General features: G+C 48.5%; 11 protein-coding genes. All 11 read left to right on the forward strand.

The window, feature by feature from the left end:
• Positions 1-72: 72 nt before the first annotated feature.
• The 11 genes from AB4876_RS09765 to AB4876_RS09815 all read left to right on the forward strand — a co-directional run bounded on the left by AB4876_RS09765 (position 73) and on the right by AB4876_RS09815 (position 14,397).
• Positions 73-702 (forward strand): phosphoadenosine phosphosulfate reductase domain-containing protein, encoded by a 630-nt coding sequence (locus AB4876_RS09765; protein WP_368381466.1) that lies wholly within the window; start codon positions 73-75, stop codon positions 700-702.
• Between the two features lie 90 nt (positions 703-792).
• Positions 793-1,818 carry a quinone-dependent dihydroorotate dehydrogenase gene (locus AB4876_RS09770; RefSeq protein WP_368381467.1) on the forward strand — a complete coding sequence of 342 codons (1,026 nt, stop codon included), beginning with the start codon at positions 793-795 and terminating at the stop codon, positions 1,816-1,818.
• Entirely contained in the window at positions 1,818-2,483 is a 666-nt protein-coding gene (locus AB4876_RS09775) for a MarC family protein (protein ID WP_368381468.1), read from the forward strand. The genes AB4876_RS09770 and AB4876_RS09775 overlap by 1 nt, the downstream gene beginning before the upstream one ends.
• A gap of 315 nt (positions 2,484-2,798) precedes the next feature.
• Entirely contained in the window at positions 2,799-4,166 is a 1,368-nt protein-coding gene (locus AB4876_RS09780) for an ABC1 kinase family protein (RefSeq protein ID WP_368381469.1), read from the forward strand.
• 233 nt (positions 4,167-4,399) lie between these two features.
• A complete protein-coding gene (locus tag AB4876_RS09785) occupies positions 4,400-5,983 on the forward strand; it encodes a sensor histidine kinase (RefSeq protein WP_368381470.1) in 1,584 nt (527 codons plus the stop codon).
• Positions 5,970-6,950 (forward strand): DUF3369 domain-containing protein, encoded by a 981-nt coding sequence (locus tag AB4876_RS09790; RefSeq protein WP_368381471.1) that lies wholly within the window; start codon positions 5,970-5,972, stop codon positions 6,948-6,950. Before AB4876_RS09785 ends, AB4876_RS09790 begins: the two co-directional genes overlap by 14 nt.
• Positions 6,943-8,172, forward strand: a complete 1,230-nt coding sequence (locus AB4876_RS09795; protein ID WP_368381472.1) for a sensor histidine kinase — start codon at positions 6,943-6,945, stop codon at positions 8,170-8,172. The genes AB4876_RS09790 and AB4876_RS09795 overlap by 8 nt, the downstream gene beginning before the upstream one ends.
• A 9-nt stretch (positions 8,173-8,181) precedes the next feature.
• Positions 8,182-9,828 (forward strand): putative bifunctional diguanylate cyclase/phosphodiesterase, encoded by a 1,647-nt coding sequence (locus AB4876_RS09800; protein ID WP_368381473.1) that lies wholly within the window; start codon positions 8,182-8,184, stop codon positions 9,826-9,828.
• Between the two features lie 707 nt (positions 9,829-10,535).
• Positions 10,536-11,954 carry a c-type cytochrome gene (locus AB4876_RS09805; RefSeq protein WP_368381474.1) on the forward strand — a complete coding sequence of 473 codons (1,419 nt, stop codon included), beginning with the start codon at positions 10,536-10,538 and terminating at the stop codon, positions 11,952-11,954.
• Positions 11,951-13,717 carry a cytochrome c oxidase subunit I gene (locus AB4876_RS09810; protein WP_368381475.1) on the forward strand — a complete coding sequence of 589 codons (1,767 nt, stop codon included), beginning with the start codon at positions 11,951-11,953 and terminating at the stop codon, positions 13,715-13,717. Before AB4876_RS09805 ends, AB4876_RS09810 begins: the two co-directional genes overlap by 4 nt.
• Positions 13,717-14,397 (forward strand): cytochrome c oxidase subunit 3, encoded by a 681-nt coding sequence (locus tag AB4876_RS09815; RefSeq protein WP_368381476.1) that lies wholly within the window; start codon positions 13,717-13,719, stop codon positions 14,395-14,397. Before AB4876_RS09810 ends, AB4876_RS09815 begins: the two co-directional genes overlap by 1 nt.
• Positions 14,398-14,400 lie beyond the last annotated feature (3 nt).

The following is a 14,400-nucleotide window of genomic DNA, read 5'->3' on the forward strand; positions in this document are numbered from 1 at the left end:
AAGATTTTTATTCATGTAATTGGGCTGAGTGTGCTAAAGTCGCCACCCAGTTAACGTTTTATAGACAAAATTATGGATCTTGATCTCGACGCCTTAAATGCCACACTGCGAAATGCCTCTGCCGAGGAGATTATTCGCTGGGCGGTGTCTTTAAATGAGCCGATCATGGCCTCTACCAGTTTTTCGCCCAATGCGGCGGTAATGCTAAAACTGGTGACCGATGTCGCTCCTGAGATGCCGGTGGTTTGGGCTGATAGTGGTTACAATGTGCCCGACGCCTATCGCGTGGCGGAGCAATTGATAAAGCTACTAAAGCCCAATTTAAAGACGTATGTGCCCTTGATGACGGCGGAGCATCGCAATGCGATTATGGGTGGGATTCCCCACCCCGATGATAACCTTGAGTTACATCGCGAGTTTACCCGCCAAGTGAAACTTGAGCCTTTTAATCGCGCGTTTGCGGAGTTAGCGCCAAAAATTTGGGTGACCGGCATTCGCAAAGAAGAAACCGCCTTTCGCCAAAATCTAGATGTTTTGTCTTGGGATGGCCGCGGCATTCTCAAAGTTGCGCCAATTTTTTACTGGAATGAAACTGATGTGGAACGCTATATGAGCGAGCACAATCTGCCCAGTTGCAAACATTACTTTGACCCCACCAAGGTTGCTGAAAACCGAGAGTGCGGCTTACATACTTCGGCGTAGCGGCTAATCAAGGATTAGAGGCCGCTTTCCGACTTTCTCCGCTTCGCTGTTTCCGGTATTCTGCGCCTTCTGCAAAAAGGTCCCGCACCCATGTATTCAGTTCTCCGCCGGCTATTGTTTTGTTTGTCCCCTGAGCGCGCTCACCACGTTTCATTGGCGTTAATCTCACTACTTGAGAAAGTGGGTTTGAGTTTTTTAATCGCTCCTTCAATTCCAGATAAGCCTCGCACGGTAATGGGGATCGAGTTTCCGAATCCCGTGGGTTTGGCTGCGGGTTTAGACAAAGACGCCAAGCATATTAACGGCCTAGCGGCGCTGGGTTTTGGGTTTATTGAGGTGGGCACCGTCACGCCTTTGCCCCAACCGGGCAATCCTCAGCCGCGTTTGTTTCGTCTGCCAGAGGCTCAGGCCATTATTAACCGCATGGGTTTTAATAATCTGGGGCTAGAGCATTTAATTGAGCAGGTGAAGAGCAGCGGCTTTAAGGGCGTGCTGGGCATTAATATTGGTAAAAACAAAGACACTCCCGCCGAGCGCGCAGTGGATGATTATCTGCTGGGTTTACGCGGCGTTTACCCTCATGCCAGTTACATTACCGTGAACTTGTCGTCGCCGAATACGCCAGGCCTGCGTGATTTACAATTTGGCGAACCCTTGGTCGCGCTCCTTGCGGCATTGAAAAAGGAGCAGCTGAGTTTGGCGCAGAGCCATGGTAAATACGTGCCAATGGCGGTAAAAATTGCCCCCGACATGGCCGAAGAAGATATTCGCAATGTAGCCGAGGTATTTGTTGAACAGGGTATTGATGGCGTAATTGCCACTAATACTACCATTGCTCGCGATGCCGTTACCGGTCTTAAGCACGGCGACGAAATGGGTGGCTTGAGTGGTGGCCCGGTACGTGAAAGCTCAACACGGGTGATACGAATACTGGCTGACGCCCTGCAAGGACGCCTACCTATTATTGGCGTGGGCGGTATTAGCGATGGCGCCTCAGCGGCCGAGAAAATGGCGGCTGGCGCGGCGCTGGTGCAGGTTTACACCGGCTTTATCTATCAGGGCCCGGTCTTAATTGCCGAGGCAGCGGCAGCAATAGCGCAATACGAGGCAAGCTGATGGCCTTAAGCAGCGCTGTTATTGAAGCGTTTAGTGTTTCGTTAACCACTTTTTTCGCCACTATTGGACCTATTGATGTGGCGGCGATGTTCGCCGCGCTTACCGGTAGCTTGTCGGCGCGCAAACGAGCTAAAACTGCAATGCGCGGGGTGTTGATTGCCGGCGGTATTTTACTGGCCTTTGCGGTATTGGGCGAGATGATTCTTAACGCTCTTGGCATATCCTTGGCGGCGCTGCGGGCTGCAGGTGGGGTTTTGTTGCTGTTGATCGGTATTGACCTGGTGACGGTGAAGGGCAGTGGCGCGACCACGACGACCAGCGATGAAGATTTAGAGGCCGAGGAAAAAACTGATATCGCGGTATTTCCGCTGGCTACGCCACTGATAGCCGGTCCTGGCGCCATTGGTGCGGTGATATTATTAATGGCTCACGCCGAAGGTAATTTTTTAGAGCAGACGGCAGTAGTCACTGCCTTAGTGTTGGTTATGGCGCTGACCCTAGGCTGCTTGCTGCTGGCCAGTCGCCTCCAAAACTGGCTGGGGGTAACTGGTATGCATATGATTAGCCGGGTATTTGGTGTGTTGCTATGCGCCTTGGCAATGCAATTCTTGTTTGATGGCATTGCCCAGAGTGGCTTGCTGGCGGGCATAGCCGCAGCCAATTAGGCCGCGCCGAATCGAGCCTGCTCTTCTTAAGTGCGGTATTTTGCCATCTGGCTTAAGGCTCGGGCGCCGCTGCTTTTAGTCTTTAACCATGGGAATTAATATTCGCGATCGGTTTGGATGCCATTATCACCACAATAAGTAGTACTGCTGTTGCTCGGTAATATATCTATTCTGGCTTGAGATTGGAGGTTACAGGCCTACAATTCGGGTATTCTGCAAAAAGTATCATTCTTTGCTACGGTTTCAGTGCTGTGCCAACGTAGCAGCTTCACATAATGTTTATCATGGCAATAACTCGCTGAGGGTATAAGGGATATGGCAAAGATATTGTCTGCTAGTGTTAGAGATAAAGTGATGTTTGCGGCCTCAAAGGCTCGAATTTTGAGTGCGGCAGCAGATACCTCTGGGCGGCGCATTAGCTTGGCCGAGTTCGGTCTTAGGGGCTCGTGGCGGGTTTGGCAAACGGCAACGGCAATATCGCCGCGAGCACTAAAGTGCCTTTTGCAGCGGCGCAAGCCCAGTCCGCGCGAGCTGCGAGAACTGTTTGAAGATTTGGGTGCAACCTATATTAAGTTTGGTCAGTTTATTGCCAGTTCGCCGTCTATTTTCCCCAAGGCCTACGTTGATGAATTTCAGCTTTGTTTAGATCAAACCCCGTCTTTGCCGTTTAGCAAAATTAAGCAAATTATCGAGGCCGATCTTGGCTGTGCAGTGAGCGCGGTTTTCGCTCACATTGACGAAACCGCTTTGGCATCGGCATCTATTGCCCAAGTACACGCTGCGCGGCTAATCAGCGGCGAAGATGTGGTTGTAAAGGTACAAAAGCCAGGTGTGCAGGCAATTTTGACCACCGATATGAACGCGGTCTATTTATTCATTCGGCTATTTGAACTGATCTTACCTAATACCGATAAAGACGCTGTGGCGGGCTTGGTCGAAGAAATGTATCAGTCGATGATCGACGAGTGCGATTTCCATAAAGAAGCCGAAAATTTACGCCAGTTTCGGGCTTTTCTCGCCCAGAGTGGCAATGACCATGTTGTTGCACCAAAGCCCTATACCCAGGCCTCTGGCTCGCGGGTACTGACCATGGAGCGTCTCTACGGCTCGGCTCTAACTAATGAAACGGCGATGCGTGACGGCGCTTTTGACCCCGCAAGCAGCTTGTTCAATGCCTTAAATACTTGGTTTGCCAGTTTGACCCAGTGCCCATTTTTTCATGCGGATTTACATAGCGGTAATTTGCTATTGCTCAAAGATGGCCGAGTCGGGTTTATTGATTTTGGCATGGTCGGGCGTATCCAGCCCGAGGCCTGGCAGGCAATATTTAGCTTGTTTATGGCGATAAGCGAGCAAAACTACACCTTGATGGCACAATCTATGGTGAGTGTAGGGATTACCCGCGACGCGGTGGACGAGGCGGCGCTGACGGCTGATATTCGTAAAGTATTCGAAGGCTTAAATGCCTTAGACCCCCAGCATGTGCTCGAAAATCGCCAAGGCGACGGTATTAACTCACTATTGAGCGAGCTAGGGGATATCGCGAGAAACTACGGTATCCGCTTTCCCCGCGCCTTCACCATGCTGCTAAAGCAGTTCTTGTATTTTGATCGCTATATGGAATTATTGGCGCCTGGCGCCGATCTTTTCCAAGATGATCGAGTGGATTTTTATTTGCGCTAGTGGCGTGCCGTTAACTAGACGATCTAATCACGGTTTACGGATTATAATAACTACTTTGTAAATCAATAACTTCGCTTTTAAAAGTATGCGTTTAACTGTAGGTAGATGACACTATTATCAACGCAAGGTGTTTGCCAGTAGAGTGAGTCAGTGGCTGGCATTTGGCGGCTAATATGTGGGTTCTTCGCAGGCAAACGCGGGGTCTGAGGAGGTAGTAATGGGGTTCTATAGGCATGGCAACTAAGTTGCGCGGCTATTTTAGCTCCATTGCTTTTGATCGCAAGCTCGCTTGGTCTATGGTCGCTAGCTGTATGCTTATTGGTGTGCTGAGCATCAGTTTGTGCACGATGCTCGCGGTAAACGCGGCGCACAAGAGCCGACAACAAAAGTACGCTGTGGTTGCTAATCTAATGGCCCAGTTTTTGGCAAATGCAAGTAGCGAAAATGTTGCTGTTGTGCGGCAAGGGCTAGGCGTTGACAGTGATATAAGTCGGGTATGTGCTTACTCCGGTGAGACTACCGCAACTCTGATGTTTGAATATCATGCACAGCCCAGCGACGTTAAATGCTCGTCGACACTCCCGAATGCGGCTAGCTTGGCGGAGGAGGATCTGATCTACAGTATTGATAGAGATGGTCATGCGCCGCTGCACATTGTAATGCGCAGTTCAAGCCAGTGCCTTAATCTCTATCTGCAATCGAGCTGGTGGGTGCTAGGCTTGATTGTACTGCTGAGTGTGCTGCTCGCCTTTTTGTTTTCGTCTTGGGTGCGCAAACAGTTACTAATGCCTATTTATAGTCTCCTTGAAGTGATCGGCGTGGTTAGGCGTAATCAAGATTACAGTATTCGCGCTGAGAAATTTGCAAATGATGAATTTGGCGAGCTTTACGATAACTTCAACGACATGATTGCGAATGTCGAGCGCCGAGATCGCGAGGTACTGAGCGCGCGACGTGAATTAGAGCTTCGGGTCTGTGAGGTCGATGTCAGTAATCGCGAGCTAAATGGCACCTTGCAGAGATTAAAGCAAACTCAGCAGCAGCTAATTAATACTGAAAAAATGGCTTCTCTTGGCGCCTTAGTTGCGGGTGTTGCCCACGAGATAAATACGCCGATAGGGGTTGGTGTGACAGCTGCGTCGACCTTAAAGGCAAATACTGACGAAGTGCAAAAGCGCTACCAGCAAGGTGATCTAACCCAGTCTGCGTTGCAGTTGTATTGGGAGCAGACCGCCGCGGCAAGTCAAATGATTTTGGGTAACTTGGAGCGTGCAGCGGGCTTGATCCAGAGCTTTAAGCTAGTAGCGGTTGATCAAAGTAGTAGCGACGTCCGGCGTTTTAATATTAAAGCCTATGTCAACGAAGTGCTGCTCAGCGTTAACCCCCAAATTCGGAAAGCGGGCTTAGAGTGTCACTTAGAATGCGAAGATGACATATTTATTTGCTCTTACCCCGGTGCACTGTCACAAATTGTGACAAACTTGGTGATGAACGCGATACACCATGCTTACCCTGAGGGAGAGACCGGCCACTTAAGTTTGAAAATTCAGGTTTTAGCTGGCGGTGAAATCAATCTTCAATTTAGCGATGATGGTGTTGGTATTCCCTTAGAGAATTTGTCGAGAGTGTGTGATCCGTTTTTCACAACTCGGCGAGGTCGTGGCGGCAGCGGTCTAGGCTTACATATTGTGTATAATCTGGTGACACAGCAGCTATGTGGAAAAATAAAAATTGACAGTGAGGAAGGGAAGGGGACATCAATCAACCTTTACTTTCCCCCGGATGTTGCCAAGGTAGGTTTTTATGAGCACGTTTGATCGCCCCGCAAGTGATAATGACAGTCTGAATTTGGCCGCAGAGCCGACGAACCAAGCCTTGATCCCTGGTTTAAAGCCATGGAAATTGCTGGTTGTGGACGATGAAAAAGTTGTGCACGCGGTAACACGGCTGGCTTTAGACGGTTTTGAACTTGCCGGGCGCGGATTAAGTTTTATCAATGCTTATTCGGCTGAGGAGGCTAGGCAACACCTTAGTCAGCATGATGATATAGCCTTAATCTTACTAGACGTAGTGATGGAAACCGACCATGCGGGCTTAGATTTGGTGCACTATATTCGCCGTGACTTGAAGAACAAATTTGTTCGTATTGTGTTGCGCACCGGCCAACCTGGGCAGGCGCCCGAGTTGGAGGTGATTACCCAGTATGATATTAACGATTATAAAGAGAAAACCGAGTTAACTCGGCAAAAGCTGTTTTCAACGGTATACACCAGCTTGTGTTCTTACCGAGATTTAATTGCCCTTGAGAATAACCGACTAGGGCTGCTTAAGGTAATTGAGGCGTCAGCCGACATATTTGTGCGTCGCAATATGAATGCCTTTGCAGAAGGGGTACTGCAACAGTTAACCGCTCTGCTTTATCTCAATAAAGATGCCATGTTGGTCCAGCCTTGCGGAATGCTCGTTAGTACCGACCGCGACAGCCTCAATGTATTGGCGGCAACGGGATGCTATTCCGAATTCATAGGATCGGTCGAAATAGCACGCTTAGAAAAGGAGATTGCGGAGCGGATTAAAAAAGCAATTAGCACGCGTAGCAGCAATTATGGCGAAAACTACTGGGTAAGTTATTATGTTACTGAGTCCGGTGTAGAACAGTTGCTATATGTATCTGCAAAAGATGTGTTTTCGGTGCCTGATATTGCAATGATTGAGTTATTTGTTAAAAACGTAGCTATCGCGCATGAAACCATCGCCTTGCTGGAGTCGAACGAGCATGATTAATGGTCAAAGTAAGAAAATATCGGACAAAACGGCAGGTAATGATGAGCTTATTCTGGCTAGCGAGCAAACCACGATGCTGACACAGGATTCGGCGACGACAGCTAAAAACGCATGGAAAGTGCTAATCGTCGATGATGAGGAAGAGATTCACGTGGTAACGCGCTTGGCGCTGCATGATTTTAGCTTTGGTGGCCGTCATCTGGAGTTTGTCAGCGCGTATTCTGGTGAACAGGCTCGGCAAGTTATACAGGAGAATCCCGATACAGCTATTATTCTTCTCGATGTTGTCATGGAAACTGACGACGCGGGTTTAGAAGTAGCGCGCTTTATTCGCCAAGAACTTGGCAATCATTTCGTGCGTATTATTTTACGTACTGGCCAACCCGGTTTGGCGCCGGAACGTAGAGTCTTAAAAGTTTATGATATTAATGATTATCGCGCTAAAACTGAGCTGACCCAAGATCGCTTATTTTCAGTTATTTATACGGCTTTGTCGTCATACCGAGATTTAATCGCCTTGGCGCGCAGTCGCCACCAGTTAATTGGGTTAGTAAACGAAATTGAACAGCTTTCTCATTTAGCGGCTCGCGATTTGCAAATGCCTTTAAATCACGTCGTTGGCGCCATGCGTAAGATTGGCGCGCGTAGCCAAGATCTGGAGGCGCCTGGCCTAGCTGAAGAGTTTTTAGAAATTCGTGATAACGTCTATGCTATGCAGTCGGCCTTAAATAAATTGGTCGCGTTAACATCGGTAGGTCGCTTTAATGAAAGCCGTGAAATGGTTGACTGCAACTCAGTGGTTAGTGATGTACTAATGAATTTGGACAGTGAATTCGAGTCTAGCCACGCTAATCTACACTGTGAAACTTTGCCAACGGTATTTGCCTGCCGTCGGCAATTGGTTCAAATATTCCAAAATTTGATCAGCAACGCTATTCAATTTTCTGCCGATTCACCCCCCGAAATTTACATTAATGCCACGACCCATGAGCGTAATTGGGTGTTTTCAATAAGTGATACCGGTATTGGTATAGCGCCTGAACATCACAGTGGTTTATTTAATTTGTTTCACCGCGACAGTGGCGAAGACGGCGCAAGAGAAACCGGTGTTGGCTTGGCGATTTGCGAAAAAATAGTTCGTTGGCACGGTGGTAAAATTTGGTTGGAGTCGGAGCTGGGCAAAGGCTCTACGTTTTATTTTACTATCCCCTTGGCGGAATAGGCTAAAGATATGCGTGCGGAGTGGGTTCTTGATAGCCTAGTGCACAGTCTTATCTGTGTCGATTTTGAAGGGAAGATTACCTACGCTAATGCGGCCAGTCAGACCTTGACGAATATCGCTTTAGAGGATTTGTTAGGTAAACGTTTCAGTGCTGTATTTCCCTTTGTGTGTGTACATAGTGGACGACTGCTGAATGAGCAGTTAGCGGAAAATATTAATAATGCAAAGGCATTGTTAGTGCATTTTCAGTCGCGGAGCGAAACTCGCTATTTGGCGTCGGTGTCGTCGGTTTTCGATAGCGAAAAAACGCCTATTGGTTACAGCGTTGCTATAGCGGCAGCGACCCAAGAAATACTTTACGGCGATGGGGAAAGCGATTTAGACCCTCTGACTGAGTTGATGGGGCGTCGTGAGTTTGAACGGCGATTGGAGAATTTAGTCAACGATGCGGCAACAAGTTCGCGCACCCATTCGCTGTTATATATTGATATTGACCAGTTTAAGCTAATTAACGATACCAGCGGTCACGTCTCGGGCGACAATTTAATTAAGGCGATTGCAGATTGCTTGCGCACAGAGCTGTTTATTGGCGATATTTTGTGCCGTCTGGGCGGTGATGAGTTTGGTATATTACTAAGTAATATCGATACTTTTGAAGCTCGCTCCGTCGCGACCCGATTGCTAAAGGCGGTAAAGCGGATGACCTTTATGTGGAGCGGTATCGCCCACCGGGTATCCATTAGTATTGGCGTCGTTTTGATTGATGAATTCAGCCAAGACCGCGCCAGCGTGATGAGTCAAGCTGATGTGGCGATGTACTCGGCGAAGGAAGAAGGGCGTGGGCGAGTTCATGTTTACGATGTGAAAGATAAAAAGCTCAGTCGCTTACACGACGACATGGATTGGGTTCATCGTATTAATAAGGCCTTGGCCGCAGACGATTTTTGTTTGGTGACTGAGCAAATACTGCCCTTAATTGACGAAGATAAAAATACGACCATCTATAATGAACTGCTGGTCAGAATGCGTTACAACGGTGAAATTTTAAGCCCAGGTCAGTTTATGCCTGCAGCTGAGCGCTTTGGCTTGATGCCTCAAATAGATCGCTGGGTAATTAAGAGTTTTTTTAATTATGTGCAGCGGAATCCAGAATTGAATAGTAGCAACGTTATGTTCTCTATTAATATATCTGGGCAATCGCTCTGCCAAGAACCCTTTCTTGAGTTTGTCTATCGCTGTTTACGGCGCAGTACTATTAATCCAAAGATTATTTGTTTTGAAATTACCGAGACGGTCGCGATAACCAATTTTTCGGCGGTCACTCGCTTTATTCACAGTGTGCATGAATTAGGTGGAAAGTTTGCTTTAGATGATTTTGGCACTGGAATGTCATCGTTTGGTTACCTCCAAGAACTACCCGTTGATTTTGTGAAGATCGATGGGCTTTTTGTGCACGATATGGATAAAAATCCAGTGCATAAAGCCATGGTGCGCTCCATTAACGATATAAGTCATGTACTTGGTAAAAAAACCATTGCCGAGTTTGTTGAGCGTCAGGAAATAATGGATCAGCTTAAAAGTCTTGGTGTCGACTTCGCGCAGGGTCACTTGCATGGCCGGCCGCAACCCTTGCAGGATTTAGCCGATTTGGTTTGACGCGGCTTCCTACGGCGGGTTTCTGACGTGAGGTGCGCCTAATTTCTACCCCTTCAAAATTTAATTTCGCATGATGGCCAATTCTTACAGTAATGCGTAGCTTGGCATGCGATCGCCGCGTGTGTTTATACCGTTTTAAGCTAATAAATTATGGTGTAGTAGTGAATTTATATTAGCGTGGATTAGTGAGTGTATGTTTTTTTGGCTATTAAGTTATTGTTTTTATTGTGTTAGTTATCTTTTTTTAGGGCTTTCGCAATACGGATCTGATGTTTGGGATCTGGCTGATGCGAACTCTATTATTATTTTGAGAATTTTAAATCATTGAGAATTGATTTAGTTTAGTTTAGTTAGCAATTCCAAATTAGCTGTGCGGCAGGGAGCTTTTGGTATTTACATTTATAGTCATAAAAATAAAGGTAATGCTAGTGCGGTGGTAAATCTAAAACTTAGCGCTATGCTTACAGTGCGATAAATCGTTGCTGATCAAATAATTGTCGGGCAGGACCGGGTACAGCATCGCTGCTTATCCCAATCGTAGAAAGCTTGTATCACCTGTCGTTTTAACAGAGCAGCGGATTCGCAGATAGAAAAATAATACAGTCGTGTAACGGCTGCTGCTTTGAAGAAATGGGATGCGGTAAACGCAGTCTGGCTGCAACGCCTAGGTTTTACTGATACCTGATGAACTCGATAAGGGATGCGTCATGGTAATAGCTCTGATTATTTTAGCTCTGGTGGTTATCACCGTTGTATTCCATCTCTATAGCCCATGGTGGCTGACTCCCATAGCCTCAAATTGGGGCGCCATCGACACTACCATTGAAATTTCCTTTTGGATTACCGGCCTCGTTTTTATCGCGGTTAACTGTTTTTTGGCGTGGGTTGTCTGGCGCTATAAGCATACCGGTAAGCACAAAGCACATTACGAGCCAGAAAGTAAAAAACTAGAGAGTTGGTTAACGATACTCACCGCCATTGGCGTTATCGCCATGCTCACTCCTGGGTTAATTGCGTGGGCCAAAGTGGTGAATGTGCCGAGTGAGGCCACCAATGTAGAGGCGATTGGTCAGCAGTGGCAGTGGACGTTTCGCTTCCCAGGGCCAGACGGCGAGCTGGGCGGGGCAGACGCGCGCTTTGTCACGGCTCATAATCCTTATGGAATTGATCCCGAAGACCCCAATAGCCAAGATGATCTAATTGTAAACAGTCATCAATTACATTTGCCAGTAGGTAAGCCAGTAAAGCTGCTGTTGCGATCTAACGATGTGTTACACAATTTTGCGGTGCCCCAGTTCCGTATCAAAATGGATTTGGTGCCAGGCACGGTGACCTATCAGTGGTTTGAGCCCAGTCGCACAGGGAGCTTCGATATTCTCTGTGAGGAGCTGTGTGGGGTAGCCCATTTCACCATGCGCGCTCAGGTGATCGTTGAGGAGGAGGCTGCATATCTGCAGTGGCTAAGTCGTCAGCCGAGCTTTGCCCAAACCCAGCGTAACTACGATATTGATTTAGTGGCAGGCAAAAAATTATACGCCACCTGCTCGGCGTGCCACGGCGTGGATGGCGGTGGTTTAGCGGCCATGCAAGCACCCAACTTAAGTGGTTTAGAACCGTGGTATATGGAGCGCCAATTACGCTACTACCGCGAGGGAATAAGGGGTGCTCACCCAGCAGACAGCGGCGGCCAACAAATGGCGGCGATGGCAAAATCAGTGACAGCGCCCCGCGACCTTCGCAATCTTTTAGCCTATATCGAGAGTCTGCCAGCGATAGCTGCGCCTCCGACCTTGGCTGGCGATGCCGTGCGTGGCGAACAAGTATTTCAGGCCTGCGTGGTTTGTCACGGCACTAATGGTCAAGGTACTCGGGCTTTACAGGCGCCGCAGTTAGCTGGGCAAGCGGATTGGTATTTATACAATCAGCTTAAATATTTCAGCATGGGTTGGCGGGGTAAGCATCCCCAAGATCAGTATGGGTCGCAGATGCGCTTAATGACTCGCACCATTCAAAACCCTGAGCGCTTACAAGATTTGCTGGCTTACATCGCTAGCTTGCCGGTGCCAGGGCACTACCAAACACAGCTTGCTGAGGCACAAATTGTTGAGGGGACGCAACAACCATGACACATATTGCGATTGCTGATCAGACAGCCCATTTACATCATCCCAAAACATTTATTGGCAAGTATATTTGGAGCCAAGACCATAAGGTAATTGCCATTCAGTATTCGATTACCGCGATATTTGTCGGTTTGATCGCCTTACTATTGTCGGTACTTATGCGCTTGCAGTTGGGCTTTCCCGGCCAGTTTAATTTTATAACGCCAGATGCGTATCTCCAGTTTGTCACCATGCACGGCATGATTATGGTGATTTACCTGCTTACCGCTTTGCTACTCGGCGGATTTGGAAATTACCTGATACCGCTGATGGTTGGCACTCGGGATATGGTGTTTCCCTATTTGAATATGCTCAGTTACTGGTTTTATCTGGTATCTGTCATCGTGTTAATGAGCAGCTTTTTTGTTCTGGGTGGGCCGACGGGGGCAGGTTGGACCCTGTATCCGCCGCAATCTATTTTGGCCGGCACGCCAGGTGCTGGCAGCGGTATTGTGCTCATGCTGCTGTCGTTGGCGATATTTATTGTGGCCTTCACGATGGGCGGTTTGAATTACGTAACGACGATTTTTCAGGCTCGTACTCGCGGTATGACACTGATGCGTATGCCCTTAACGATCTGGGGCATTCTTACCGCGACTATTCTCGGCTTGCTGGCGTTTCCAGCGCTATTAGTTAGCGCCATTATGATGTTGTTCGACGCCACTTTGGGTACGAGTTTTTTTATGCCCGCCATCGTTTCTTTGGGCGAGCCGCTTAACCACGAGGGCGGCAGCCCAATCCTCTTCCAGCATTTGTTTTGGTTTTTTGGCCACCCAGAGGTGTATATCGTGGCCTTGCCTGCTTTTGGCATGGTGAGCGACGTACTGAGTGTGCACGCCCGCAAAAATATTTTCGGCTACCGAATGATGGTGTGGGCAATTGTGATCATTGGCGGCCTCAGCTTTATTGTGTGGGCGCACCATATGTATGTAAGTGGTATGAATCCCTATTTTGGTTTTTTCTTTGCCACCACCACCTTAATTATTGCGGTGCCTACCGCGATCAAAGTTTATAACTGGGTGCTCACCCTATGGAAGGGCAATATTCATCTCACGGTGCCGATGCTGTTTGCGATTGGTTTTATTTTTACCTTCACCCACGGTGGCTTAAGTGGCCTGTTTTTGGGGAATGTGGTGGTGGATTTACCCCTGTCAGACACCTTCTTCGTGGTGGCCCACTTCCATATGGTGATGGGGGTGTCGCCCATCATGGTCTTGTTTGCCGCTTTGTACCATTGGTTCCCGCTCGTTAGCGGCAAGCAACTGCATACCGGCCTTGGCAAACTGCATTTTTGGGGCACCTTTTTGGGTACCTACGCTATTTATTTACCTATGCATTACTTGGGTTTTCTCGGGGTGCCGCGGCGCTACTACGCGCTGGGCGACACCTCGTTTATTCCTGAGTCGGCCCATGTTTTAAATGAAGATATTACGATTGCGGCGATTATTGTTGCTCTATTTCAACTGGTGTTTGTTGCAAATGTGATTTGGACCTTGCGCTCTGGGCCGCGCTCGGTGCGCAATCCTTGGGGTGTTGCTTCTTTGGAGTGGCATACCCCAGATGTGCCGCCGGCACACGGCAACTGGGGTGACGCATTGCCCACGGTGCACCGCTGGGCCTACGACTACAGTGTGCCCGGGGCTAAGCAAGATTTTATTCCCCAGCACGTGGCAGAAGAGGATGTGGAATACGAAGCCGGCGGTCGGCGTAGCGGGGAGGGCGAGTAATGAGCTGGTTTGGCATATTGTCTGAAAAGCCTTGGCTTCCCGAAGCCCACGGCACGGCTGCCCAGTGGGGGCGCACTGCTTATACACCTGCGGTTAAAATCTCGCTGCGGTTTTTACTGGGTATTATCAGCGTGTTTTTTATGCTGTTTTTTGTCACCTTCATTAGCCGATCTCAATACGATGATTTTCTGGCCCTAGCGGGGGAGCCCTGGCAGCCCTTCACTCACTCTTGGCGGCTGTGGATTAACTCTGGGGTGCTAGTGCTGGCGAGTGTGGCTATGCAGAATGCAGTGTATGCGCTGCGTCGCGACCAAAGTCTGCGCTTACTGTGTTCGCTGGCGGCGGGTGCTTTGCTGGCGATGCTATTTATCATTCTGCAAATTTCGGTGTGGCAGTTTTTACAGAGTATGGGCTACGGCGTAGCAGCTAATCCTGCCAATAGTTATTTTTACATTTTAACCGGCTTGCACGCCTTGCATCTTATTGGCGGCCTCGTTGCGTTGGGACGGGTTGTGAACAGCTTGCGGCGGGACGGCTACCTACAAAACCGGCATGCGGCAATAGAGGCTTGCGCCTTGTACTGGCATTACTTACTCGGCCTGTGGCTGGTGTTATTTTTTATGTTAACCCGCACACCAGAAACCTATGCATTGATAGCCGCAGCCTGCGGCCTGGGATGACAT

Origin of the sequence: Zhongshania guokunii (genome assembly GCF_040892635.1) — a bacterium.
Lineage (GTDB): Bacteria > Pseudomonadota > Gammaproteobacteria > Pseudomonadales > Spongiibacteraceae > Spongiibacter > Spongiibacter guokunii.

Bases quoted from the DNA above. Each gene is read 5' to 3' on its own strand.
- AB4876_RS09800 (WP_368381473.1), top strand. From the start codon at position 8,182: ATGCGTGCGGAGTGGGTTCTTGATAGCCTAGTGCACAGTCTTATCTGT.
- AB4876_RS09810 (WP_368381475.1), top strand. From the start codon at position 11,951: ATGACACATATTGCGATTGCTGATCAGACAGCCCATTTACATCATCCC.
- AB4876_RS09785 (WP_368381470.1), top strand. From the start codon at position 4,400: ATGGCAACTAAGTTGCGCGGCTATTTTAGCTCCATTGCTTTTGATCGC.
- AB4876_RS09795 (WP_368381472.1), top strand. From the start codon at position 6,943: ATGATTAATGGTCAAAGTAAGAAAATATCGGACAAAACGGCAGGTAAT.
- AB4876_RS09790 (WP_368381471.1), top strand. From the start codon at position 5,970: ATGAGCACGTTTGATCGCCCCGCAAGTGATAATGACAGTCTGAATTTG.
- AB4876_RS09780 (WP_368381469.1), top strand. From the start codon at position 2,799: ATGGCAAAGATATTGTCTGCTAGTGTTAGAGATAAAGTGATGTTTGCG.
- AB4876_RS09770 (WP_368381467.1), top strand. From the start codon at position 793: ATGTATTCAGTTCTCCGCCGGCTATTGTTTTGTTTGTCCCCTGAGCGC.
- AB4876_RS09805 (WP_368381474.1), top strand. From the start codon at position 10,536: ATGGTAATAGCTCTGATTATTTTAGCTCTGGTGGTTATCACCGTTGTA.
- AB4876_RS09775 (WP_368381468.1), top strand. From the start codon at position 1,818: ATGGCCTTAAGCAGCGCTGTTATTGAAGCGTTTAGTGTTTCGTTAACC.
- AB4876_RS09815 (WP_368381476.1), top strand. From the start codon at position 13,717: ATGAGCTGGTTTGGCATATTGTCTGAAAAGCCTTGGCTTCCCGAAGCC.
- AB4876_RS09765 (WP_368381466.1), top strand. From the start codon at position 73: ATGGATCTTGATCTCGACGCCTTAAATGCCACACTGCGAAATGCCTCT.